This window comes from Streptococcus sp. CP1998 (assembly GCF_041026655.1).
In the GTDB taxonomy this organism is placed as follows: domain Bacteria; phylum Bacillota; class Bacilli; order Lactobacillales; family Streptococcaceae; genus Streptococcus; species Streptococcus dentalis.
The window spans coordinates 1,189,403-1,214,679 of sequence record NZ_CP163380.1; the positions used below are offsets into that span (position 1 = coordinate 1,189,403).

A 25,277-nucleotide genomic window follows, 5' to 3' on the forward strand; every position below is an offset into this window, starting at 1 on the left:
TTCCTTTCTGACTTTTAGTGAAATTCCACCTTCACTTGGAGCAAGTATAACAGGAGAAAATCAGGAAATTCTCAGAATAATTATTTTTTTCATTTTCAACAAATTACATTCTATATTTGCTATAATATGCTCATATAATTGGAGGAACTATGAAGTATAAAATTTTAGCCATTGACGATGATGAAAAAATCTTACGATTAATAGCGAATGCATTAAAAGCGAACAACTTTCACGTGGAAACTCGTAAAAATATAGAGGAGATTAACATCTGTGACTTTACTGGATTCGATCTAATTTTACTTGACGTCATGATGCCTATTTCTGGTTTAGAAATCTGTCGTTCCATTCGTTCACAAATTGCTACTCCAATCCTATTTCTAACCGCTAAAGATTTTGAAGAAGATTTACTAAAAGGGATTCAAGCTGGGGCAGATGATTACATCACAAAACCATTCAGCATAAAGGAATTAATTGCAAGAATTCAAATGCATCTTCGTAGAGAAGAAAGATCACACCATTCCTCTAAAGAAGAGATGGAGTCAAATATAACTTTTTATCGAGATAGTCAAGAAGTTTATTATCAATCAAAGAGAATTTCATTGACCAAGAGAGAGTTTGATTTACTTTATCTTTTAGCAAAAAATGAGAACCGAATATTTAGCATAGAAGAACTTTACAATTACCTCTATCCTGTAGACTCTGACGCACAACTACGATCCATCACTGAATACATCTATCAAATTAGACAAAAATTTAAGATTCATCAAATTGATCCAATCAAAACCGTTTGGGGAGGTGGATACAAATGGAAAAAGAATTGACAATCAAGCAACTCATTAAGCGTACCTACCTTAAAATCATTTGGCAATTTCTTCTATGTCTGATACTTTTTTACATAGTTCCAGCTCTTCTATCTTCTGTATCTGGAATTAATGAGAAAAATGTCAATCGCTTTGCTTTATTTTTTAGCGTCAGTTCTTGGATTTATCTTTGCATCATTTTAATTTTTATCATTGTAATAAATATTAGACAATTATTAACCAAGATTCAAAAAGAAATGAACATGGTTTATCATAGTGGACTATATTTCACCAAAAATGAACATCACCATTTGCAGATTAAAGAATTCATTGAAACAAACGATCTGATTGAAAAAATGCAATCTGATATAAAAAATAGAATTCAAAATGAAAAAGATCAAAAAAAAGAACTCATGTTTCAAGTATCTAGCGCTGCACATGATCTTCGTAGCCCTCTAACTGTTATCAGAGGAAATGCTGAATTCTTACAATCCACTGAGCAAACACCTCAAACAATGGAATGTCTAAAAGATCTTGAGCAAGCAAGCATTCAGTTAAACGATTATTTTAACCACTTTATCCAATATTCCAAAACCTTTTACGACCATGATATTCAACTTGAAAATATATCGATTCAACAATTAACTCATCAATTGAAGGAACATATTACTCCGTTACTCCCTAGAAGTACACAATTTGTTTTTTCAAATACAGTAACTCCATCAACACAAATTGCCATTCATTCCAATCTATTTTTTCGAGCAATCACCAATATTATTAATAATGCAATACAACATCAAAAAGAAAATGATGCAAAGATCCAGCTAACAATGTCACAAGAAAATAATCGATTAGTTCTAACCATATGGAATAATCAATCTACTTTTTCAAAAAATGTATTACACCATGCTGGAAATCTTTTCTATAAAGAGGACCAAGCAAGAACACCCTCTCAAGAAAGTCACTTTGGACTTGGTTTATCTTTCGTGAAACGCGTCATGAAACTTCATAATGGAACTATGCATTTAGAAAATATTCATAATGGTGCACAAGTCAAGCTAATCATTCCCATTATTATATAGAAAAAGCCGAACTCATCAATATGTGTTCGACTCAGAAGGCAGACAAACGTCATTTTTGGTGTTTGTCTTTTTCATATATGACTTTCAGACATTACACAGAGGTTAGTCATCAAACTTTTCTTTCCTCTCCCCTAAGCGATAGACAATCACTAGGGATACAAGAAGAACCAGAGTGGTGATGATTGATCCTTCTGCTCCAAATGCCCCTCCGGTCAACCAGTCAGGTCCATCTCCCATGGTAAAACTAAAGATAGACGCATCTGCACCTGTGCCACTGACTTGAAAACCAAGGAGATTTCCTTGTACATAGTTCCAAGTTCCGTGTTGGGCGACCACTAGCCAGATACTATCGGTATAGATAAAAAGCAGACCAGCCAGCACTCCATCGAGGATGATATTCAGAACGGATAAGAAGGTCACTCCTGCATTTCCCATATGCAGAATGCCAAAGAGACTACTAGAAATCGCGATCGCTAAGGGTAGATTAGCTCTGGCTGCAATCCGAGTTAGAAGCCAACCCCGCGTCGCTACTTCTTCAGTCCCTCCTTGAAGGAGCCAAAATGGGAATAAGCCTAGAATAAAGAGGATGGGTTCTAAACTTAATTCATTCAGCTCAAAAGTCCCGATTCCACCTAGCTGGTAGACAAGGGCAATCACTCCCATTTGAAGAAGGGAAAGCAAGATCCCCCAACCTAGATACTTGAGCCAGTTCTTTTTTACAAAACCTAAAGTTGATAAGGAATTCTTCTCTATTACTTTCACCCAAAAAATAAAGAGGATGAGAATGATTACAAAACTGAAGAGCTCATAATAGAGAAGATAATGGTAGAAAAATTCTTGAATACTTGCTGTCCCATTTCCTGGCGAAAAGAACTCCACTAGAAAACCTATAACTAAGGAAAATGGCCCCACCAATTCACTACTGAGCCATAGGCCTCCTTCTATAAAGAGAGATGCTAATAATACATAAAATAGTGTAGAAATAAGAACTGGCCATGAGGTGTTAGTTTTTATATCCTGAATCATCTTTCCTTTCTTCATGATCAACCTCCATTTATCTGATAGGTCCATTGTAGCAAACAAAATCCAGGGTTGCAAGATCAACTCATGTTAGATAACCTAACATCAAAGCTGGATTTTTCTTGCAAATCAAACTATTTTCTGATATAATAGCTTTTGTAGAAAAACATAAGACCATTCATACTCGTTTTGGTATGAATGATTTGTTTTTTTAAGGCCATCCTTTGGTCAATGTGCTCATGGGTTAAATACCCTAAGAGAAAGAATTAGAAGGAGACAGAAATGAAGAAAAAATTACTAGCATGTTTGCTTTTCTTATTTCCATTCGTTGCATTCGCTAGTCATGCTCATGCTGAAACGATCAAGGTCGTTTTTGACACAGCATATGCACCGTTTGAATTTAAGGATTCAGATCAAACCTATAAAGGAATTGACGTAGAGATCTTGGACAAGGTCGCTGAAATCAATGGCTGGGATTTGGATAAATCCTTCCCTGGATTTGATGCAGCGGTCAATGCAGTTCAAGCTGGTCAAGCGGATGCCATTATGGCAGGGATGACCAAAACAACCGAACGTGAAAAAGTCTTCACCATGTCTGATACTTACTACGATACAAAAGTTGTCATTGCTACTAAAAAAGCTGACAAAATCACGAAGTACAGCCAATTAAAAGGGAAGACAGTCGGTGTTAAAAACGGAACTGCAGCCCAACGCTTCCTCGATAAAAACAAGGACAAGTACGGCTACAAGATCAAGACTTTTGATACCGGTGATCTCATGTATAACAGTTTATCAGCTGGTGCAGTGGATGCAGTCATGGATGATCAACCTGTTATTCAATACGCCATCCAAAAGGGTCAGGATCTAGCTATCAATATGGACGGGGAAGCAGTCGGTGGCTTTGCCTTTGGTGTTAAAAAAGGTGGAAATCATGAAAAGTTGATCACTGAATTTAACAAGGCTCTCGCTCAAATGAAAGCTGACGGGACACTTGATGAGATCATCAAGAAATGGACAGGTGAAAGTCAATCATCAAGTAACAGTGCTGTTCCAGAAACAACTACTCCTGCTGGTCAAAAAGCAACTCCTAAAAAGTCAAAATATAGCATTTCAAGTGATTCTTCCTTTGCACCATTTGTCTTCCAAAATGGGAAAAACAAATACACAGGGATCGATATGGACTTGATCAAGGCGATTGCCAAAGACCAAGGATTTACCATCGAGATTAATAATCCTGGATTTGATGCTGCGGTAAGTGATGTCCAATCCGGCCATGCGCAAGGAATGATCGCAGGGATGACCGTAACAGATGCTCGGAAAGAAACATTTGATTTTTCTGAACCATACTACACGGCCAATTCTATTCTAGCCGTTCAAGAAAGCAGCAAGATTGATTCTTATGATGATCTAAAAGGAAAGACAGTCGGTGTTAAAAACGGTACTTCCTCACAAAACTTCCTTGAAGAAAACCAAAAGAAATATGGTTACAAGATCAAAACCTTCTCTGACGGAGCTTCTATGTATGATAGTTTGAATTCTGGTTCTGTTGCAGCGATTATGGATGACGAACCTGTTATCAAATACGCTATTAAACAAGGACGTAAATTCAAAACACCTATCGAAGGTACTCCAAGTGGTCAACTAGCATTTGCCGTTAAGAAGGGTGAAAATCCTGAATTGATCGAAATGTTCAATAACGGTCTTGCAAACTTGAAGAAAAGTGGTCAATACCAAAAAATTCTCGATAAATACCTTAAAGCAGATAGCAAGTCAAGTACTTCAAGTACAACAGCAGATGAAACAACGATCTGGGGCTTGCTTCAAAACAATTACAAACAATTGTTAAGTGGTTTGGGTGTGACTCTTGCCCTTGCACTTCTCTCTTTCGCCATTGCTATGGTGATCGGTGTTATCTTTGGGATGTTTAGTGTTAGCCCTTATAAGTGGCTCCGCTGGACTGCTGAAATCTTTGTCGATGTTATTCGTGGGATCCCACTCATGATCCTCGCCGCCTTCATCTTCTGGGGAATTCCAAACTTGATTGAATCGGTCACAGGTCATCAATCCCCAATCAACGACTTTGTCGCAGGTACTATTGCCCTCTCTCTCAATGTCGCCTATATCGCAGAAATTGTCCGTGGGGGATCCAAGCTGTACCGATTGGACAGATGGAAGCTAGCCGAAGCCTTGGGATCTCTTATGGCAAGACCATGCGCAAGATCATCTTGCCACAAGCAACCAAACTCATGCTTCCAAACTTTGTTAACCAATTCGTCATTGCCCTGAAAGATACGACTATCGTATCTGCGATCGGATTGGTAGAACTCTTCCAAACTGGTAAGATTATCATCGCTCGAAACTACCAAAGTTTCAAGATGTATGCGATCCTTGCCGTCTTCTACCTCGTGATTATCACCTTGCTAACACGATTTGCAAAAAAATTAGAAAAGAGGGCTAACTAATGGCTAAATTAAAAATTGATGTCCATGACCTCCACAAATACTACGGTGAAAATGAGGTCTTAAAAGGAATCTCAACAAAATTCTACGAAGGGGATGTGGTCTGCATTATCGGACCGTCCGGTTCTGGTAAATCAACCTTCCTTCGTAGTCTCAATCTCCTCGAAGAAGTTACAAAAGGTCAAATTACCGTAAATGGATATGATCTAACCGACCCAAAAACCAATGTTGATTTGGTCCGTGAAAATATCGGAATGGTTTTCCAACACTTCAACCTCTTCCCTCACATGAGCGTCCTTGAAAACATTATGTTTGCGCCAGTAGAGCACAAACTGATGACCCGTGAAGAAGCTCAAAAAGTCGGGATGGAATTGTTGGAAAAAGTTGGACTCGCAGATAAAGCCGATGCCAATCCAAATAGTCTTTCCGGTGGTCAAAAACAACGTGTGGCCATTGCCCGTGGACTTGCCATGAATCCAGATATTATGCTCTTTGACGAACCGACTTCTGCCCTTGACCCTGAGATGGTTGGAGATGTATTGAACGTTATGAAAGAGTTGGCAGAGCAAGGCATGACCATGATCATCGTTACCCACGAGATGGGATTTGCCCGCCAAGTAGCCAACCGCGTCATCTTTACCGCAGACGGTGAATTCCTCGAAGATGGCAAACCAGACCAAATCTTCGACAACCCACAACACCCACGTTTAAAAGAATTCTTGGATAAAGTTCTAAACGTTTAAAAAGATAAAAACGAGTGGTTCTGAAGCATCTAGCAATTTTGCTAGATGTTTTTTTAGTCCAAAAAAGCATTTTCAAACCTGAAAATGCTTAGATTGAAGATAAAGACATATTAAAAACTTTCCTTAGGTGAGTACGGACGTCAGCGAACTTCTACGAAGTTCCATGACTTAGTTTTGAACCTAAAGTTTCAAAACTCCCGAATGCCTGAAACTAAATTGTTTCAGGCACTTTTCTCACGGCGGAAAGTTTTAATGTTCTCTTAATTCGTTATACAAATTAAGTAGATATTTATTTCTTTACAGAATCACTTTACTTATTTACTTTAATAATAGTTTGTCTACATTCTAACTAATCTGTTGCTGAGCTGTCTGCATCTTGTAGTAAACACCTTGCGCTTCCATTAGCTCTTCATGAGTGCCATGTTCAACAATATCGCCATCGACCATGACAAGGATCATATCAGCATTTTGAATGGTCGATAAGCGGTGAGCAATGATAAAGCTGGTCCGTCCCTTCATGAGCTGATTAAAGGCGTCTTGAATCAAGACCTCAGTCCGAGTATCGATGGAGGATGTCGCCTCATCCAAGATCAAAATCTTAGGAACCGAAAGGAAAACCCGCGCAATCGTTAAGAGTTGGCGTTGTCCTTGAGACAAAGACTCTCCAGCATCTGAAAGATAAGTATCATACCCTTGTGGCAACTGCCGAATGAAGAAATCTGCATTGGCCGCTTTGGCTGCTTCTATGACTTCTTCTCTAGTTGCATTTGGACGAGAAAAGGCAATATTTTCATGAATGGTCCCGACCTTAAGCCAAGTTTCTTGCAGGACCATACCAAACTGTTGGCGGTAAGAAGCACGAGTGTAGTCCGTAATTGGTACCCCATCAATCGTGATCTCTCCAGAATTAACAGGGTAGAAACGCATGAGCAGATTAATCAAGGTCGATTTTCCTGCTCCTGTAGGCCCTACAATGGCCACTTTACTGGCAGCTGGAACCTGAATGGTTAAATCTTTGATCAAAGTCCGCCCCAAATCATAGCCAAATGTGACGTGTTCAAAACCAATCGCACCTTTAACATCCTGACTTTCCAGGACCCGTTGCCCCGTCTCTTCGACCTCAGCTTGATCCAAGACGCAGTACAAGCGCTCTGCGCAGGCAAGAGCACTTTGGAGTTCTGACAAGACAGAGGAGATATCATTAAAGGGCTTGGTGTATTGGTTGACATAATTGAGGAAGGTCACCAATTGACCGACAGTAAAGTGAGATCCCGAAATAATGCGTACAGCACCAAATCCAGCCACTACTGCATAAATCAAGGCATTCACAAAGCGAGTGGCAGGGTTGACAGTTGAAGAATAAAAGACAGCGGATTGGGAATAATTGGCATAGCTTTCATTCGTCCTCTTAAAAGCCTTACGGAATTGATCCTGAGCGTTAAAGGACTGGATCAAGCTTTCCTGGGTCAAGGACTCTTCGATCAATTGAGTTTGAAGACCACGCGACTTGGTCTGCTTTTGGAAAAGCGTATAAGAACGCTTGGCAATAAAACGAGCAATCAAGAGGGATAAAGGGGTCAAGACCAGAACCGCCACCATCATAAAGAAATCCAATTCTGCCATCGTCACGATAGTGACAAGAATGGTTAAGAGGCCAACAAAGAACTGGTTAAAGACCATCAGAAGACCACTATTGAGTTGCTCTACATCGGTCGTGAGGCGACTGACGAAGTCCCCGCTCCCTTGTTTATCTAGATAAGACAAGGGCAATCGGTATACTTTTTCCATCACTTCTGCTCTTAGGCTTTGGCTAAAACGATAGACCAATTGATTGTAGAGAAGAGGATTGATCCATTGGATCAAGGTATTGGCCACAATGACCAGAACCATTTGGATCAAAACGGGCCATAAGACTGTCATCCCTTGAGGATTAATGACCAAGTCAACCGCATGTCCGATCAGGATCGGCAACCAAACCGTTAAGGCCACTTGAGCGATGGTTCCAAGACTAGCTAGGATCAGGAGCCCGGGATGGTGAGCAAAATCTCTAAATAGACGTTTTACATAACTAGAACGTTTTTGACTCATGCTTCCTCCCTCCCGTGTTGTGAATAATGAATTTCTTGATAAATCTCATTGGTAGACAAGAGGAAATCATGATTTCCCAGTCCAACTTGATGTCCCTTGTTCAAGACTAAAATCTGATCAGCAGACTTGAGACTATTGGTTCGTTGTGATACTAAGATCAAACTCGTATCACTCAATTCTTCTTTAATCGATTTTAAGAGACGAGCTTCCGTCAAATAATCCAAGGCAGAAGTTGAATCATCCAAAATCAAGAAAGGAGCCTTCTTCAAAAGGGCACGCGCAATGGTCAACCGCTGGCGTTGGCCACCTGAGAAATTTCGACCAAAGGCTTCCACTGGCTCATCGAGTTGTCCTTCTTTTTCACGAACAAAATCAGCCGCCTGAGCTGTTTCTAGTGCCCACCACAAATCTTCATCCGATAGATTTTCTTCCATTCCAAGTAAGAGATTCGAGCGGATGGTTCCTCTAAAGAGCTCTGCCTTCTGTGGGACAACAGCTACCCACTCCCGCCACTCCTTAAGAGTTTTAGGAGAGTGACCTTGATGAAAGAGGGCTAATTTTCCATGACTAACGGAATACAAGTGACTCAATAACTGAACCAGGGTGGATTTCCCAGATCCTGTACCACCGATAATTCCCAACATCTGTCCATGATCCAGATCAAAGGAAATATCTTCTAGAGCTGGGCTTGAAGCCGTTGGATAAGTGAACGAAACTTTCTGGGCGCTGATCGCTTCTTGCTCTCTTGCAGTTTCTACTGGCAAAGCTTCAAGGAGGTCTTCTTCCTTCAAATCAAAAATCTCTTGGACACGCTTGGCAGAAATATAGCTGACATTTAAAGACGTAACCAGCATCGCGAGTTTGATCAATTCTGTTAAAATTTGCAATAAATAATTGACCAAAGCGACCAACATCCCTTGGGTTAGTAGGCCAGCAGAGATAGTTAGTTGTCCCTGCCAAATGACACAGACCAAGGTCGTATTGACCACAAGGAAGGTCAAGGGACTCACCAAACTAGACCAGATACCAACACGAATTTGCCAGATCTTGTAGTCCTGATTGACCTCTCTAAAATCTTCTAATTCACCAGACTGTTGTCCAAAGGCTCGAATCACCCGCATCCCTTGAAATTGCTGACGCGTCACCGTAACCATCCGGTCTGTGATTTTCCGAATCTTAGCAAAGAGCGGATTGACAATCCGTGACATGATCACAATAATCAGGGTTAAAATCGCCACCATCCCCAAGAACCAAAGGGTTAGTTTAGGACTGATGGTGAAAGCCATGATGATCGATCCAAAGACAATAATGGGTGCTCTCAAAAAGAGGCGCAAGAATTGGTTGATCCCAACCTGGATTTGATAGGTATCAGAAGTGAGACGGGTTACCAAACTAGAAGTCCCGATCCTATCTCGCTTGTCCTTTGGAAGTGATAAGATCTTATCATACAAATCCTTGGTCATCTCTCGGGTAAAGCCGACAGCTGCTTTAGAAGAAAAATACTGGGCCGTAATAGCTACGACGACACCAAAGCTCGCAAATAAAAACAAAACACCGACCGTCATCACAACTGCGCTCGTTTCCTTTTTTGGAATGACCTGATCGACTAAGTGGGCGATGATTAAGGGGACACACAATTCAAAAATAGCTTCTAAGAGTTTAAAAACGGGCCCTAGAAAAGTTTCCCATAGATAGCCCTTAAAATACTTCAATAATGATTTCATACGACTCGATTCTTTTTTTAATGGATATACATATTTTACCACAAATTCTTAAGATGAAAAAACTCTCCCTGGAAAGCAGAGAGAGTTGAATACTGACCAGATGAAGGTCAGAAATCTTATTCCTTCTTTGTTACCTTGCTTAAGGTCTTGCCCATTTTCCCCAATCCAATCATTAGTAGAGGGAAAGAGAATAGCGTTATAAGGCCTAATACAAGAAAGACTGCTACAAATCCACAACTATCAATGAACCAACCAGTCAGTGGGAAAATGACAATCATAGATAGACAAAACATCATGGAATTGATACTCAGCATGGTTGCTCGCACACTAGAAGGTAGATAAGCTTGTAAATCATTGTAGTAGATGGGTTGATAAACTGCATAAAGGGCATTGGTCAAGAGATAGACACTCAGATAGGCGAATGGGGTCTTTACAACTACCAAAAGCAAGGCCAACCCTGTCAGTGCAACTAGAATCGGAAAGACTTGATTACTATTCCATTTTTTCCCGATTTGACTGGCCAAATAAACCGCAAGGAGATTGAATCCACTACCAATCAACATAATAAGAGAAACTTGCCAACTGGCTAAGTCACTGATTTTCTGTTGGTAGTAAAAATAAAACATACACATGATGGTCCCTACCAACTGATAGGTGAGCATCCAGTAAAACAAGACTGGTTTGTCCTGCCATTCTTGTTTCACTACCTCCAATATCCGCTTTATGGTCAAATGATTTCTTTCATCACTCTTGCTCTCTGGCTCTTTCATCAGAAAGATCAAAAGAATGGAAAGCAAGGATAGCCCGATAGCAATATAATAGGTCCAAGCCAATGCTCCGTGAATAAAGAAGCCTGCCACCACTGTCCCTAAAGTTCGGGTGACTTCGGCCACACCAGACAAGAAGCTAGAAATCTGAAGATAACGGTCTTTTTGACCTGCTTCCACCGCTGAATCAAATAAGAAAGCGGTACTGGTCCCCGAGTCAAAATTATAAGACCAAGCATTGACCATCATAGCAATGGCGTAGATCCAAAAATTCCCCTGACCAAATAAAATCAAGATAGAAGATCCAATACTGGACAAGCGAGCCAAATAGAGATTGGTCTTGTAGCTAAAGCGATCGGCTAACATACCAGATGGGATCTCACACAAGAGACTCGTCCCATGAAAGATACTCTCTAATAGACCAATCTGAAGCAAAGAAAGACCATTTTGAATAAAAAAGAGAATCCAAAAACTGGTAATTCCAAAATAAGAAGTAAATTCCAAACCTGCTAGGAGTGAAATATTGCGTTTGTAAGTTCTTTTAAACATTGTTTTTCCTCTTTCAATAGATTATATAAGTGTTTCTTAAAGACTTACTTAGATTTGCCTACATCTTCTCCTCCTCCTTCATTTTTTCTTGATTCATTTCTTGACGTAGCTGGGCCACTTGATTAGACAAGGACACCAACAATTCGGTTTGCAACTTTTGAATTTCCAGTAAATCCGTCTGGTCTTGCTGCACCATATGATCAATCTTCGTATGCAGTAAGCGAATTTCTCTTTCCGACTCCATATTGACGTTAAAGTCATTTCGCGCTTGCAGGCGATCATAATCTGCTGCCCTGTTTTGGCTCATCATGATCAAAGGAGCTTGAATCGCCGCAATCGTAGAAAGTGCAAGATTCAGCAAGATGAAAGGATAAGGGTCAAAATTCCAGCCAAAGGGATGCAAGACATTGATCAACATCCAGATAGCCATCATCAGGATAAAACTAATAATAAAGGTCCAAGAACCACCAAAGCGTGCGACCGAATCCGCTACCCGCTGACCGAAGGTATAGCTGGCTGTCAAGCGGTCTTCAACGTTAAAGGGGCGCTCGCTTTCGGGCATGACACCTGTCACCTGCTGTTTAATGGCTTCGTTTTTATCATTTGCACGCTCAATAATCTGTCCAAGATAATCCATACAATATTGGCTCAAATTTTTATACGTGATAAAATCATCTATTTGACTTTCCGGGTAGGAGGTCTTGAGCATCTGTTGAATACTATGGTCTAGATCTGCGATCAAAGACCCCTGACCATCCTCGTATTCTTTCCCATCGATGATATCTATTTTCAGCATTGAGTTTCCTTTCATAGTTTTTGGAGCAGATAAAAGTGAAAAACGCCTAATGGCGTTTTTACGTCTATTAAGGTTTGATACGATGCAACATACGTGGGAATGGAATGGCTTCACGGATGTGTTTAGTACCAGCTGCGAAGGTTACCATACGCTCGATACCGATACCAAATCCACCGTGTGGAACTGTACCGTATTTACGAAGATCAAGGTAGAATTCATACTCTGTAAGATCCATGCCAAGAGATTCCATCTTCGCAACAAGGGCGTCGTAGTCTTCCTCACGCATAGATCCACCGATGATTTCTCCGTACCCTTCTGGTGCAAGCAAGTCTGCACAAAGCACGCGGTCTGGATTACCAGGAACTGGCTTCATGTAGAAGGCCTTGATGTCAGCTGGATAGTTGATCACGAAGGTTGGTACACCAAAGTGGTTTGAAATCCATGTTTCATGTGGTGAACCAAAGTCATCTCCATGTTCCAAATGCTCATAATCCGCATCTTCATCGTTTTCATGTTCTTGCAAGAGATCAATGGCTTCATCGTAAGTGATCCGTTTGAATGGCTCAGCAATGTAGCGTTTCAAAAGCTCCGTATCACGCTCCAATGTTTCCAAGGCTTGAGGAGCACGGTCCAGAACACCTTGAAGAAGAGCTTTGACATAAGCTTCTTGCAAGTCAAGTGACTCATCGTGTGTCAAGTAAGAGTACTCAGCGTCCATCATCCAGAACTCAGTTAAGTGACGACGAGTTTTTGATTTTTCAGCACGGAATACCGGACCAAAGTCAAAGACGCGACCAAGGGCCATAGCACCTGCTTCAAGGTAAAGCTGACCGGATTGGCTCAAGTAAGCTGGTGTACCGAAGTAATCTGTTTCAAAAAGTTCAGTTGAATCTTCCGCCGCATTTCCTGAAAGAATTGGGCTGTCAAACTTTATGAAGCCATTCTTATCAAAGAATTCATAAGTTGCATAGATAATGGCATTACGGATTTGCATCACAGCAACTTGTTTGCGTGAACGCAACCACAAGTGACGGTTGTCCATCAAGAAGTCTGTCCCGTGTTCTTTTGGAGTGATTGGGTAATCTTGAGATTCACCGATCACTTCGATGTCCGTAATATCCAACTCGTAGCCAAATTTTGAGCGTTCGTCTTCTTTGACAATCCCTGTTACAAAGACAGAGGTTTCTTGGCTCAAGCGTTTGATGGTGTCAAATTTTTCAAGCCCCACTTCTTCGCCGAATTTTTCGATAAAGTTTGGTTTAAAAGCCACACCTTGGAAAAAGGCAGTCCCGTCACGCAATTGCAAGAAAGCAATTTTCCCTTTACCTGATTTGTTGGCCACCCAAGCACCGATGGTCACTTCTTGACCAACATAGTCTTTTACTTCGATGATAGTAATCCGTTTTGTCATCATTCATCTTCCTTTTCTCGTTAAACTTGTCCGAAGACATTATCTTCTTAATTGTATCATAAAAAGGCTTTCAGTGCTAGGCTCTACCTGTGAAAACCAGATTTTTTTTAAAGAAAAAGATCCTCAGCTCATTACTAAGGATCTTGCATTTTTATTTTTCCATAAAGGCCTTGAGTCGGCAAACAGCTTCTTTCAGGGTATCCAAATCTGTCGCATAAGACAAGCGAACATTTTCAGGGGCACCAAAGCCAGCTCCCGTTACTAAAGCAACCTCTGCTTCTTCTAAAATTGCTGTGGTAAATTCCGTCACATCCGTATAGCCCTTCATCTCCATGGCTTTCTTGACATTTGGGAAGAGATAGAAGGCTCCTTGAGGTTTGATGGCTTCAAAACCAGGTACTTCATTCAACAAAGGATAAATAGTATTCAAACGCTCCTCAAAAGCTTGGCGCATGATCTCAATAGAAGATTGGTCTCCTGTGAGGGCTTCGATGGCGGCATATTGGGAAACGGTTGTTAAGTTGGAAGTTGTTTGGCTGATCACCTTGGCCATAGCTCCGATAATCTCAGGATCTCCTACAGCAAAACCAACCCGCCAACCAGTCATAGCATAGGTTTTAGAAACTCCGTTGATCACGATAGTTTGCTTGCGAATCGCTTCTGATAAACTAGAAATGGGCGTAAAGGTGTTGCCATTGTAAACCAATCGACCATAGATATCATCCGCTAAAATCAAAATATCATGTTCGACAGCCCAGTTTCCAATTGCTTGGAGCTCTTCTTTACTGTAGATCATCCCTGTTGGATTGGATGGCGAATTCAGCAAGACAACCTTGGTCTTGTCTGTCCGTGCTGCTTCCAGTTGCTCTACCGTTGCCTTGAAATGATTTTCTTCTGTTGTTTGGAAAGTAACAGGTGTGCCTTCTACCATCTTGACCTGGTCTACATAAGAAACCCAGCAAGGTGTTGGAATGATGACTTCATCTCCTGGATTGATGACAGAAGTAAAGAAGGCATAGAGGATAAACTTGGCACCAGTACCGACCACTACTTCATTCCGATTCACAGCATAGCCATAAAACTCTTTCATATAGTCGCTAATGGCATCCTTCAATTCTGGAAGTCCAGATGCGACCGTATAAAAGCTAGCGCGGCCATCCTCAATGGATGCGACTGCTGCTTCTTGAATATTTTTTGGAGTCGCAAAGTCAGGTTGACCCAGGGTCAAACTTAAGATATCACGACCTTCTGCTGCCAAAGCTTTGGCACGCGCATTTGCAGCCAAGGTCACACTTTCTTCCATTTCCAATACACGATTTGATAATTTCATATTTCCTCCTCAAATCTTAAAAAACACCGGTGACTTTCCCAGTCTTGAAATCCACCACATAATAGGAGCTCCCGGCCTTGACTTCCCAGATCGGTTTGCCTTTAAAGCGTCCAAAAGTTACCCGATCAATCGCATCCTGACTCTTCTCTTTGACGACAGAAGCTGCCTCTTTGGAACTAACTCCTTCTTTCAAAGGATAGGTATAGACTGCATCATCCGCCTGCGCCACCAAAACCGCTAGTTCTTGCCCCTCTTGGTCCTTACCAATAAAGGAAAGATACACTTCTTTGCCATGAAAGAAACTCTCCGTCTCAATGGTAGCAATCGAAGAGTGAGACAGAGCTATTTTTCTTGCTTGCGCCATTTGATCCTGCATGCGATCCGAAGTTTTTTCAGCAAGAAATAGCCAAGAAAAAAGGATCGTCAACACTAAGATACAGATTCCTATTATATGTTGCCATACTATAAAAAGATTATTTTTCTGTTTCACTCCCTCATTATACACCAAAGCTACCTAGAATTCTATAGATTTTCAAGAAAGAATTGTTGCTAATATTTCATACCTATTACAATGTTTTAGCATAAAATTATTTGATAAACAAACTAAAATTAACACTTTTACTATCATTTGTTCATAGTTAAATAAATTTGTCACAATTTTGTAACTAATTTGAAAATAAAATTAAACGACAGAAATACTATTTATTGATAAAATATAGATATGGAAAATTTAAAGAGATTATTCAAAGAAGCAAACGTAGATTTAAAAACCATGATCGTCTTCCACAAGGCAGAACGATTGATCCGTGCCTCTGAGGCTCATATCTTTAAAAAGCACCAGTTGACACCAACTCAATTCTCTGTACTTGAGACCTTGTACAGCAAAGGCGATCTCCGCATTCAAGATCTGATTGATAGCATTCTTGCGACCTCTGGGAATATGACTGTGGTTATTCGCAATATGGTCCGCGATGGTTGGATTACACGCGAAACCGATCCAGAAGACCGCCGTGCTTATCTTGTATCTATTACAGATGCCGGTCGTAAAAAAATCGAAGAAGCTCTTCCAGATCATATCAAAAATATTCAACGCTTGATGCAAGTCTTTAATAGTGGCGAGCAAGCTGAGTTGACAGAACTCTTGAAGAAATTCAAACATATCGCCTAAGCCTACTGCTCAAGACGATTCTGACTCCAAAATCCTCTATTTTGGAGTTTTCATCGTGCATTCTCTTTATCTAACAGATCAAAAAAATATTCCTGACGCTTCTCAGGAATATTTTTATTTATTCTTTCACAAAGACCCATTCTTTCTCTTGCGATAAATCCTCACGATAAGAGAAACCTGCTACTTCTAATGATTTCAGATCTTCTAGATGGGTGATTTCTTCCTTCATCATGGCTGTCACCATGGCCCCACGTGCTTTCTTTGAAATCGTCGAGTGAATCTTCAGTGTCCCACCACGATTCTCCATGAATTTGATCCGAATCATTCGCTCACGAATGGCTTTTGAAAAGACCTGTTCAAACTCAGAGGACAAAAGGGATAAGATCTGCTCCTCACCTTCTACTGCCTGATCATAGTCCTCTTTCCAGAGTACCTTTAGAGATTTTCCAGCTGGTTTTAACTTCATCATAAAATCCAAGCGATGGGGAGCAATCCCTTCATAGGCAGGTAGCACACCGTATAAAGCAGTCGTGATCAACAAATGCTCCTGCAGATAAGCCTGCTCTTTTTCGGATAAGTCTTGACGCTCGATACTACGATACATAAGGCCATCAAACAGTTCTAAAGCAGGATAGGTTTTAGCACTCCCAGCTAACAGAGCCTCAATTCTTTCCTTTTCTACTAGGGCTCTTTCCTCTGAGATACCGTAAAAGGTCGCTAATTCTTCTAGCGAGAATGCCTTCAAAGCTTGGAGGATGGTTTTTGTGTTCTCTGACAAGGGTTGGGGCTCGACGATACGAGCCTGTTCGTTCAGTTCTTTGGCGGATGGAATTAATAGTTTCATAGGTCTATTGTACCATATTTTTCAAATTTTCTTGACAGGAGTTTTTATTAATGTTATTATCTAGTTATGAAAACTAGATTAAAGAAAGGTGAAGATTTCGTGTCCACTTTTTCCTATCCAACGTGGGAGCAACTGCCTGAGCTAGACCTCTATCTCGATCAGGTCCTTCTTTATGTCAATAAAACCTGTGCACCTGTTCTCTCTTCTTCAGACAAGGGCTTGACGGCTGCCATGATCAACAATTACGTAAAACATGGCTATGTCGAGAAACCAGATAAGAAGAAATACCAGCGTAGACAGGTGGCCCGCTTGATCGCTATTACAACCTTAAAAACGGTCTTTTCTATTCAGGAGATTGCTTCTACCTTGAATTTCTTGCAGGACCAGGCAAGCTCAGATCTTCTCTATAATAGCTTTGTCGCTTATCTCAATGAGCAAAAAGAGCCAATCGCTCCTATCATTCGCTCTGCCTGTCAGACAGTTCAACTTTATCTTGAAACCCTATCTTATATTCAACCAGTAAAAACGGAGGAAGAAACTGATGAATTACACCATGAAACTAAGTAAAAAATTATCCTTTGGAGAAGAGATCGCAAATAGCGTAACCCATGCTGTTGGCGCCCTCCTCATGTTGATCTTACTTCCGATCTCAGCAGTCTATAGTTTTGAGCAACACGGTCTTCTCAGTGCTTTCGGGACTTCTATCTTTGTTATCAGTCTCTTTTTGATGTTTCTGTCTTCGACCGTCTACCATGCTATGTCTTACGATTCACCTCAAAAGTATGTGCTTCGTATTATCGACCATTCCATGATCTACATTGCGATCGCAGGCAGTTACACACCAGTTGTCCTCACCTTGATGAATAACTGGATGGGCTACAGCATTATCTTGATCCAATGGGGGACCACCATCTTTGGTATTCTCTACAAAATCTTTGCCAAAAGAGTCAATGAAAAGTTCAGTCTCGCTCTTTACTTGATCATGGGCTGGTTGGTCATCTTTATCATTCCCCAAATCGTTAGTCAAACCAATCCGATCTTCTGGGGTCTCATGCTCATGGGCGGTCTGTGCTACACGGTTGGAGCTGGCTTTTATGCTAAGAAAAAACCATACTTCCACATGATTTGGCACCTCTTCATCCTGGCAGCTTCTGCTCTTCAGTATTTAGCGATTGTATACTTTATGTAATACGCTCACCACTCTTATGAGTGGTTTTTTTGTGATTTTTTCTGTACAATAGAAAAAAACTGTATGGGGACAGTCAGAATGAAGACGAGCAAATACCAAGAAATTATTCATGTTTTAAAAAAAGGTATTCAAGATGGTGAACTAGAAACTGGACAGAAAATTCCTTCTGTTCGTCAATTAGCCAGTCAATTTTCTTGTAGTAAGGACACGGTGCAACGAGCCTTGCTGGACTTGACTTACCAGCACTTCCTCTATGCTAAGCCTCAAAGTGGCTACTATGTTTTGGAGCAAGAACCGAATCGACATGAGGATCTTCCACTAAAATTAGAGAAAGATCGCAACCAGTCTTTTGAGGACTTCCGAACCTGTATCAACGAAACCTTGATTGGACGGGAGAATTATCTCTTTAATAACTTTTCGGACCAAGCAGGGTTAGTTGAAGTACGCCAATCCATTCAAGGCTTATTGAAGGAAGAAGGGATTTATACGACTGCGGATCAGATTGTTTTGACTGCTGGTACCCAGCAGGCCCTTAATATCCTCAGCCAGATTGACTTTCCCAATAAAAAATCTCAGATCTTGATCGAGCAACCGACTTATCATCGGATGAACCAACTCTTAGATTCGCAGCAACTTGCCTACCGTACTATTCAACGTAATTTAACGGGGATTGATCTCGAGGAACTTGAAGAGATTTTCAAAAGTGGCCATATCAAATTCTTCTACACGATCCCTCGTTTTCACTATCCGCTCGGTCATAGCTATTCGACCAAGCAGAAAGAAGCGATCTTGCAACTAGCTGACCAATATGATGTCTACCTTGTTGAGGACGACTATTTGGGAGATCTTGATGGCAGTAATGCTCCATCTTTTCATTATTTGGATCAAAAGAACCGGGTGATCTACATCAAATCTTTTTCGACCAATCTCTTTTCTGCTCTTCGCATCACTTCCATGATCCTTCCCCAAGACCTTCTAAAGCCGGTCTTAACCTATAAGACGATTCTGGACTATGATAGCAATCTGATCATGCAAAAGGCCTTAAGTCTCTACATTGATAATGGTATGTATCTGACAAATAAAAAGCGACTCCTAGCCAGAAAAAAAGAGGAGGAAGCCAGTCTAAAGACCTTGATGGCCCAATCTCCTCTTCTTCCTCATCTGACCCTGACCCACGACGGAATCCTATTAGATCTTCATCAGGTCAAATCGCTTGCTGCCTTAAAACACAGTGGACTCCCGCTTGATTTCTTTGAAGCAGCCTACATCACTGCTTGTCCTTATCAACTCGCCAAGATCAAATCAGCAGATGTGGCCAATGTTTTACCAAAGCTTACGCCTTTTTTTGAAAGAGAAACCCTCGTATAGACTATACGAGGGTCTTTCTTATTTCTTCAATTGCTCATAAATAAGTTTGGCATTTTGAAGGCCGATCCGATAATCGAGGCGAATCAGGCGAATCGCTTCCATCTCTGGTTCTTTGAGGTACTTCTCTCTTTGTTCCTTGGAAATACTACCTGGTTTTAGAAGATAATGAGTAAATTGATTTCTGACTTTATTGAGCTCAACTTGAAGGGTGAAATAGAGTCCAAATAAGACAATAACAACTCCCATCAGGATCAGATCGTTTGACATGGTGTATGCTCCCTTTTTCTGTTCTTTTCTTTATTTTACAGCTTTCAAGCAAGAAAAACAAGGTTAAACTTGCATTTAGACCTTGTTTGTCCTTATTTCATCATACCGGCCTGGAGGTCATACATTTTTTTATACGTTCCTCCTAGAGCAATGAGTTGATCGTGATTGCCCGATTCGATGATTTTTCCTTTATCGAGAACATAGATGCAATCGGCATCTTGGATGGTAGAAAGACGATGGGCAATGGCAATGGTTGTCCGCCCTTGGCGCATCTTCCTCAGAGAATTTTGGATCATCTCTTCCGTCTCTTGGTCGATATTGGCAGTGGCCTCATCCAAAATGAGGATCTTAGGCTGGGCAGCAATCGTTCGGGCAAAAGCCAGAAGCTGACGCTGACCGGTCGACAAGGTAGAACCCCGCTCTGTTACCGGATGATCATAGCCACCAGGTAAACTCTCAATAAAGTCTGCTACATCCACAAATGCAGCTGCTTGTCGGATTTCCTCATCAGTCAGTTCTTCATGGTACATCCGGATATTAGAAGCAATGGTTCCATGATAGAGGAAAGGCTCTTGCAACACTAAACCGATGGAATTGCGCAAGGCTTCCTGGCTGTAGTCCTTGATATCCTGTCCATCAATCAAGATCCGGCCACGATCAAATTCATAAAAGCGCATGAAGAGATTGATAATAGAGGATTTACCAGAACCAGTATGACCAACAAAAGCGATGGTTTGTCCATTTTTGACCTCAAAGGAGATATCTTTTAGGACATCCCGTTTGCCATCATAAGAAAAAGATACATGCTCAAAACGAATATCTCCCCGCTCGATTTCTTTCAGGCTACCAACTTGCTTGGGCTCATAGTCGTTTCGATCCATCATCTCAAAGACACGTCCTGCAGAAATGGTTGAGGTCTGCAAGGTTGCAAAGTTCTGCGTAACATCAATCAAGGGCTGGAAAAGCTGGCTAACATACTGGATAAAGGCATAGATAAGACCAGCTGTAAAGCCTGAGGACTGCCAATTTAAGCCGAAAAAGGTCAGAATGACCGCATAGGCCAGAACCTGTAACAGGGTCATAGCTGGCCTCAAAAAGAGGGAATTGACATCGACAGAACGATTGGCATAATCCAAATGCTCCCCATTAATCTGTTCGAATTCATCCGTCAAGCGCTTTTCTTGACAAAAGGCCTGCACGATCCGCATTCCTTCAATGGATTCCGATAATTTCACATTGATATCTGATAATTTTTGTCGGGTCATCTTGACCAAGCGATTGGATAACTTGCGATAGAGACGAATAGAAAACCAAATGATGGGAAGAAAAGGCAGGATCCAAATGGTCAAATGCCAGTCCAAGCTAAACATAGTTACCAGGGTGACTAGAAAGAGTAAAAAGGATGAAATCAGGCTTGAAAAGACCGTAGAAAACATATCTGCGACTGCCTGTGTATCATTAGTCACCCGCGAAACAATCGAACCTGCTGCTGTCTGGTCATAAAAGGACATGCCCAGCCTTTGAAGATTTTGGAAAATATCTAGACGGATATCTCTTACGATAGAATTGGATACACGCGCAAAGGTTAATTGACTCAGGTAGGTTGCTAGCACGCGCCCAATGAATAAGCCATAGTAGAGAATGAGAAACTGAAAAGCTGTCAGTACTGGAGAGCTAGCTTCTGTCGGATCCACTAGGTGGTCAATATACCAGCGAGCTGCAAGAGGAATCTCCGTCAATAACAGACTAGTCAGGAAGGTAAAGACTAAGGCTAGGGCTGTTAACCACTTATAACGCCACATGTAAGTCAAGAGCCGCTTCATCACATGAGCTTCAGATGTTTTCATTCAGCTTTCCCTCCATTTCTTCTGATAATTGTTGGGCTTGGTAGGTTTCATAATACCAACCTTTTTGAGCCATTAATTCCTCGTGATTTCCTCGCTCCTTGATCTGTCCATTCTCTATTACCAGAATCAAATCCGCATGAACGATAGCTGATAGGCGGTGGGCTGTGATGATAGTTGTTTTCCCCTTGCGTTCCAGCTTCATATTTTCAATAATTTGATGCTCCGTTTTAGCATCTACTGCAGACAGGGAATCATCCAAAATCAAGATCTCAGGATTCATGACCAAAGCACGACTCATGGCAATCCGTTGCTTTTGCCCGCCAGAAAGAGAGACCCCTCTCTCTCCCAACACTGTCTCCATCTGGTCTGGCATGGCCAGAATATCCTCATAGACTCCACAAGTTCTCAGAGCCTTCATTACCTCTTCTTCCTTGATCTGTGGATCTGAAAAAGCTACATTCTCGCGAATGGTCATGGCAAAGAGGATCTGATCTTGAGGGACGTAGCCGATCAAGCTTCGAAGATCTTCTAAGCGATAATGTTTGATGGAGATTCCATTGAGCAAAATATCTCCCTGCTCCAAGTCGTGCTCTCTAAGCAAGAGACGCAACAAGGTGGTCTTTCCAGATCCAGTTGGACCCACAATTCCAAGGGTTTGCCCTTTTTCTAAATAAAAGGCAACCTTTTCAAGGACAGGCTCTTTCTCATAGGCGAATTCTTTAATGTCATATTCCAGATCGCCGTTTTGAATGTCTGTGACTGGTTGACTCGGATCTTGAATATCAGGTGTTTCTGCTAAAAGTGTCTCAATCCGATCATAGGAGACGCTAGCACGCTGACTAATATTAAACAAGAAGCCCATGGCTTGAAGGGGCCAGACGAGCATATTGAGATAGGTAATAAAGGTTACGATTTGTCCAACCGTCAGGCTCCCTTCCTGAACAAATAGCCCTCCGAAGTAGAGCGTCAAAACATAGGAGAGACCGACAAAAAGAAGAGTAGTCGGATCAAACAAAGCATTGTAACCGGCTGAAGTCATATTCTTTGAAAAGACCATTTGATTGGTTTTTTCAAAAGCCCGAATCTCATCTGCCTGAAAACCAAAAGATTTGGTCACCTTGACTCCTGATACGGATTCCTGAACAAAGTTGTTCAGCTCTGAGAAGCCTTCTTGGGCCTCTTTGAAGGCTTTGTGGTTTTTGCGTCCAATAGCTGAAGTCACTACCACCATAACCGGTAAGGGCAAAATAGCTAAGAGGGTTAAGCGCCAATCAATCATGAAAAACATGCTGACCAGGGTCACCAAGGCTGTCACGGAAGCATCCACTGCAGACATAACCCCGCCACCGGCAAACATGGTTACCGCATTGATATCATTAGTAGCATGGGCCATGAGATCCCCTGTGCGATAACGCTGATAGAAAGATGGAGACATGAGCGTAAATTGCTTGAACAAACGGTAACGCAAGATCCGAGCCAACTTATTGGCCGTTCCAAAAATATAACGTCTCCAGACAAAACGAAGGCCATACATGGCTAGAGCTGCGAGGACCAAAAGGGCAATATCCACAACTAACTGCCCCAATGTCAGCCTTCTTTTATCGATCAAATCGATCACAAGTCCCATGATTCTTGGAGGAATGAGATTTAAAAAACTAACCAAGATCAAGGACCCTATCCCTATCAAGTATCGCTTCTTCTCTAAATTAAAAAACCAAGATAATTTCCTCAACAGATTCATCTTATTTCCCCTTTTTGGTGAGTTGCCAGCTACTATCCACTAGAGCAAACAAGTCCTCATCAGAAATTGTTCCATCTAAGGGGATACTCACCCAATATTTTTTATTCATATGAAAAGCTGGATAAATCCCTTTCTGCTGGGTGAAATGGGCTACTTGATCAGACTTGACATTCAAAACTTCTATATTTCCAGACTTGCTAGCATCCAGTTTTTTCCAATCAATGGTCATAAAGACACCATACCACTTGAGGGTGTCTCGGTGGCGAATGGCACCGGATTCCGGAGATCTCTCCCACAAATACTCAATCGTTCCCTGATAGTGCAGGGAGATATAGGCCATGAGACGCTTGGCTTGAGGATAGAGAAATTCTTCTACCTCAAAACAAGCTTGCCGGATCCTTGCAAGACTTTCCTGACAGGCTTCCCTGACTTGGCCAACGAAATTTCCTTGTAGCTGTTCCAGATGGATCTGGATATACTCGTCCCCTGTATCCTGATCATAGACCTGAAAATAAATCTTCTGGTCGCAGACACGGACCTTTAAGAGAAAAGTGTCCGATAAGACGGGGCACTGGTATTCATAGCCTGCCCCTCTCTTCTCAAATCCGTAAGCCAATCCCTTTTCTGGCTGAAAAGTGTACCGGTCAAAATAATGCTCTAAAAACATTTTCTCTCCCTTATTCATTTTTGCACTAGAAGAGGCTGGAAACAACGTCCCCAACCTTGATAATGGATCTTCAAAACTTCTTCAAGCAGTGATCGTTTCTTTTTTAAAACACGATGCGCGTGCCATGCAGTTGACAAACGCCCAATTGCTCCAAAAAGAGCTGACGATTATCAAGGGTCACACCCCCACCTGGCAGGATCTGAATCTTTCCCTTAGCCGCATCTAATAAACGATGATAGTGTGCAAAACGTTGCTCTAGTGGGTCACCTGGACTTCCAGCCCGTGTTAAAATACGGGCCACACCTTGATCAGAAAGCCACTCAATCGCTTCTAGCTGATCTGTATGTGCTAACTCATCAAAGGCCATATGAAAGACCACCTCTGCCTCTCCACAGGCTGCTAGTAAAAGCTGCATGACCCTCTGGTCCAACTTTCGATCGCTCGTCAGCGCACCCAGCACAAAACAAGTAACCCCTATTTCTTTCGCAGCACGAATATCCGTCAGCATAGCTTCAACTTCCAGATCAGTGTAGACAAAATTTCCACCACGGGGCCGGATAATGACACATAGATCCACGGACTTCTCTCTTGTCAGTTTGATTGCTTCATTGATCACACCTATACTCGGTGTGGTCCCGCCCACTGCTAAGTTGTCGCACAGTTCAATGCGACCTGCCCCAGCAGCAATCGCCTTATCAATATAAGTTAAATTCTCTGCACAAAATTCAAAGACAAGCATGACAACTCCATTTTCAAAGATTTAAAACAAGGATATACTAACGGTTACCTTCGCATTGCCATTTTCTACTCTCGCTTTTGAGATACTATAGCCTGCTTGAGGAATCTCAAGGGTGATTTGATCACCATTCACTGTGAAGCCGCCTCCATTTTGATTGGATTGATCCTTCAAATAGTTGAGAACCAAGAATTTTGGAATGGGCATTTTCCCTAATTTAGCACCGGTCACGGTCAAATTCATGACATTGTTTTCGACTTGACCAGTCATGGTTAAATCTAGATAGCTATCGACTGGTCCTAAGGAAACAGGAACTTTGACGTGAAGGTCATTGCCATCCATTCCTAGTGCCATCTTTTGATAGTCAGAATTGTCAAGGGCGGATCCAGCACTTGTTTTTACGACCTGACTCAATTGCACAGAATTGAGACTCAGCTCCGTTGAGAGTCCTTCAGTGCTCAAAGAGGCATTTGAAACCGCATTTTGAGCCAGTTCAATCAAAGAACTCCCTGCCTGCACATTTCTCAGCTGCTCCCCTTCAGGGATAGATCCAGGAATCAACAAGATCACTAATAACATAAATAAAACGATCACCATGCCAATCAGGCGTCTCATCCACTTAAACATCTGCTCCTCCAATACGTGAAAAGTTGTATTCTTATTGTACCCTAAATCTAAAGA

The 25,277-nt window shown here is 41.6% G+C and carries 22 protein-coding genes and 1 pseudogene; 8 read left to right on the plus strand and 15 right to left on the minus strand.

Features of this window, described 5'->3' with window-relative positions; genetic code table 11:
* Positions 1-149 precede the first annotated feature (149 nt).
* Together AB4X21_RS06130 and AB4X21_RS06135 are read left to right on the plus strand one after the other, a co-directional pair.
* The gene (locus AB4X21_RS06130; protein ID WP_369087656.1) at positions 150-821 is read left to right on the plus strand and encodes a response regulator transcription factor; all 672 of its coding nucleotides are present in this window, start codon (positions 150-152) and stop codon (positions 819-821) included.
* The gene (locus AB4X21_RS06135; protein WP_003001732.1) at positions 806-1,882 is read left to right on the plus strand and encodes a sensor histidine kinase KdpD; all 1,077 of its coding nucleotides are present in this window, start codon (positions 806-808) and stop codon (positions 1,880-1,882) included. The genes AB4X21_RS06130 and AB4X21_RS06135 overlap by 16 nt, the downstream gene beginning before the upstream one ends.
* A gap of 102 nt (positions 1,883-1,984) precedes the next feature.
* Here AB4X21_RS06135 and AB4X21_RS06140 read toward each other — a convergent pair whose 3' ends face one another.
* Positions 1,985-2,923 carry a CPBP family intramembrane glutamic endopeptidase gene (locus AB4X21_RS06140; protein WP_369087657.1) on the minus strand — a complete coding sequence of 313 codons (939 nt, stop codon included), beginning with the start codon at positions 2,921-2,923 and terminating at the stop codon, positions 1,985-1,987.
* A 261-nt stretch (positions 2,924-3,184) separates the two neighbouring features.
* Here AB4X21_RS06140 and AB4X21_RS06145 point away from each other — a divergent pair.
* Positions 3,185-5,364: pseudogene (locus tag AB4X21_RS06145) on the plus strand (amino acid ABC transporter substrate-binding protein/permease).
* Positions 5,364-6,104 (plus strand): amino acid ABC transporter ATP-binding protein, encoded by a 741-nt coding sequence (locus AB4X21_RS06150; RefSeq protein ID WP_003007564.1) that lies wholly within the window; start codon positions 5,364-5,366, stop codon positions 6,102-6,104. Before AB4X21_RS06145 ends, AB4X21_RS06150 begins: the two are co-directional and overlap by 1 nt.
* Positions 6,105-6,449: 345 nt before the next feature.
* On the opposite strand, the gene AB4X21_RS06155 is transcribed toward AB4X21_RS06150, so the two are convergent.
* The 7 genes from AB4X21_RS06155 to AB4X21_RS06185 all read right to left on the minus strand — a co-directional run bounded on the left by AB4X21_RS06155 (position 6,450) and on the right by AB4X21_RS06185 (position 15,199).
* Complete coding sequence (locus AB4X21_RS06155) at positions 6,450-8,192, minus strand: ABC transporter ATP-binding protein (protein WP_369087658.1); 1,743 nt, start codon at positions 8,190-8,192, stop codon at positions 6,450-6,452.
* Positions 8,189-9,916, minus strand: coding sequence for an ABC transporter ATP-binding protein (locus AB4X21_RS06160; protein ID WP_320910655.1), 1,728 nt, complete (start codon positions 9,914-9,916; stop codon positions 8,189-8,191). The genes AB4X21_RS06155 and AB4X21_RS06160 overlap by 4 nt, the downstream gene beginning before the upstream one ends.
* A gap of 116 nt (positions 9,917-10,032) precedes the next feature.
* On the minus strand, positions 10,033-11,232 hold the full coding sequence (locus AB4X21_RS06165; RefSeq protein ID WP_369087659.1) for an MFS transporter: 1,200 nt from the start codon (positions 11,230-11,232) through the stop codon (positions 10,033-10,035).
* 58 nt (positions 11,233-11,290) lie between these two features.
* A complete protein-coding gene (locus AB4X21_RS06170; RefSeq protein ID WP_369087660.1) occupies positions 11,291-12,028 on the minus strand; it encodes a DUF1003 domain-containing protein in 738 nt (245 codons plus the stop codon).
* A 67-nt stretch (positions 12,029-12,095) separates the two neighbouring features.
* The gene (gene asnS / locus AB4X21_RS06175; protein WP_195623191.1) at positions 12,096-13,442 is read right to left on the minus strand and encodes an asparagine--tRNA ligase; all 1,347 of its coding nucleotides are present in this window, start codon (positions 13,440-13,442) and stop codon (positions 12,096-12,098) included.
* Between the two features lie 148 nt (positions 13,443-13,590).
* Positions 13,591-14,769 (minus strand): pyridoxal phosphate-dependent aminotransferase, encoded by a 1,179-nt coding sequence (locus tag AB4X21_RS06180; protein ID WP_369087661.1) that lies wholly within the window; start codon positions 14,767-14,769, stop codon positions 13,591-13,593.
* 16 nt (positions 14,770-14,785) lie between these two features.
* On the minus strand, positions 14,786-15,199 hold the full coding sequence (locus AB4X21_RS06185; RefSeq protein ID WP_270298079.1) for a DUF5590 domain-containing protein: 414 nt from the start codon (positions 15,197-15,199) through the stop codon (positions 14,786-14,788).
* 291 nt (positions 15,200-15,490) lie between these two features.
* On the opposite strand from AB4X21_RS06185, the gene AB4X21_RS06190 reads away from it, so the two are divergent.
* The gene (locus tag AB4X21_RS06190; RefSeq protein WP_003001765.1) at positions 15,491-15,937 is read left to right on the plus strand and encodes a MarR family winged helix-turn-helix transcriptional regulator; all 447 of its coding nucleotides are present in this window, start codon (positions 15,491-15,493) and stop codon (positions 15,935-15,937) included.
* A gap of 118 nt (positions 15,938-16,055) precedes the next feature.
* Here the strand turns inward: AB4X21_RS06190 and yaaA are convergent, their stop codons facing one another.
* The gene (gene yaaA / locus AB4X21_RS06195; protein ID WP_369087662.1) at positions 16,056-16,781 is read right to left on the minus strand and encodes a peroxide stress protein YaaA; all 726 of its coding nucleotides are present in this window, start codon (positions 16,779-16,781) and stop codon (positions 16,056-16,058) included.
* Between the two features lie 66 nt (positions 16,782-16,847).
* On the opposite strand from yaaA, the gene AB4X21_RS06200 reads away from it, so the two are divergent.
* The 3 genes from AB4X21_RS06200 to AB4X21_RS06210 all read left to right on the plus strand — a co-directional run bounded on the left by AB4X21_RS06200 (position 16,848) and on the right by AB4X21_RS06210 (position 19,338).
* On the plus strand, positions 16,848-17,348 hold the full coding sequence (locus AB4X21_RS06200) for a DUF1836 domain-containing protein (protein ID WP_049498294.1): 501 nt from the start codon (positions 16,848-16,850) through the stop codon (positions 17,346-17,348).
* Positions 17,323-17,970, plus strand: a complete 648-nt coding sequence (locus AB4X21_RS06205) for a hemolysin III family protein (protein WP_151378817.1) — start codon at positions 17,323-17,325, stop codon at positions 17,968-17,970. Before AB4X21_RS06200 ends, AB4X21_RS06205 begins: the two co-directional genes overlap by 26 nt.
* Positions 17,971-18,033: 63 nt before the next feature.
* A complete protein-coding gene (locus tag AB4X21_RS06210; RefSeq protein ID WP_369087663.1) occupies positions 18,034-19,338 on the plus strand; it encodes a PLP-dependent aminotransferase family protein in 1,305 nt (434 codons plus the stop codon).
* Between the two features lie 18 nt (positions 19,339-19,356).
* Here AB4X21_RS06210 and AB4X21_RS06215 read toward each other — a convergent pair whose 3' ends face one another.
* The 6 genes from AB4X21_RS06215 to AB4X21_RS06240 form a co-directional block, all read right to left on the minus strand.
* Positions 19,357-19,605, minus strand: a complete 249-nt coding sequence (locus tag AB4X21_RS06215) for a hypothetical protein (RefSeq protein WP_003001593.1) — start codon at positions 19,603-19,605, stop codon at positions 19,357-19,359.
* A 92-nt stretch (positions 19,606-19,697) separates the two neighbouring features.
* Complete coding sequence (locus AB4X21_RS06220; protein WP_369087664.1) at positions 19,698-21,452, minus strand: ABC transporter ATP-binding protein; 1,755 nt, start codon at positions 21,450-21,452, stop codon at positions 19,698-19,700.
* Entirely contained in the window at positions 21,439-23,193 is a 1,755-nt protein-coding gene (locus tag AB4X21_RS06225) for an ABC transporter ATP-binding protein (RefSeq protein ID WP_369087665.1), read from the minus strand. The genes AB4X21_RS06220 and AB4X21_RS06225 overlap by 14 nt, the downstream gene beginning before the upstream one ends.
* A gap of 1 nt (position 23,194) precedes the next feature.
* Entirely contained in the window at positions 23,195-23,860 is a 666-nt protein-coding gene (locus AB4X21_RS06230) for an MmcQ/YjbR family DNA-binding protein (RefSeq protein ID WP_369087666.1), read from the minus strand.
* A gap of 103 nt (positions 23,861-23,963) precedes the next feature.
* Positions 23,964-24,599 carry a copper homeostasis protein CutC gene (locus AB4X21_RS06235; RefSeq protein ID WP_003010936.1) on the minus strand — a complete coding sequence of 212 codons (636 nt, stop codon included), beginning with the start codon at positions 24,597-24,599 and terminating at the stop codon, positions 23,964-23,966.
* Positions 24,600-24,620: 21 nt separating this feature from the next.
* The gene (locus AB4X21_RS06240; protein WP_003011367.1) at positions 24,621-25,223 is read right to left on the minus strand and encodes a hypothetical protein; all 603 of its coding nucleotides are present in this window, start codon (positions 25,221-25,223) and stop codon (positions 24,621-24,623) included.
* Positions 25,224-25,277: the final 54 nt, after the last annotated feature.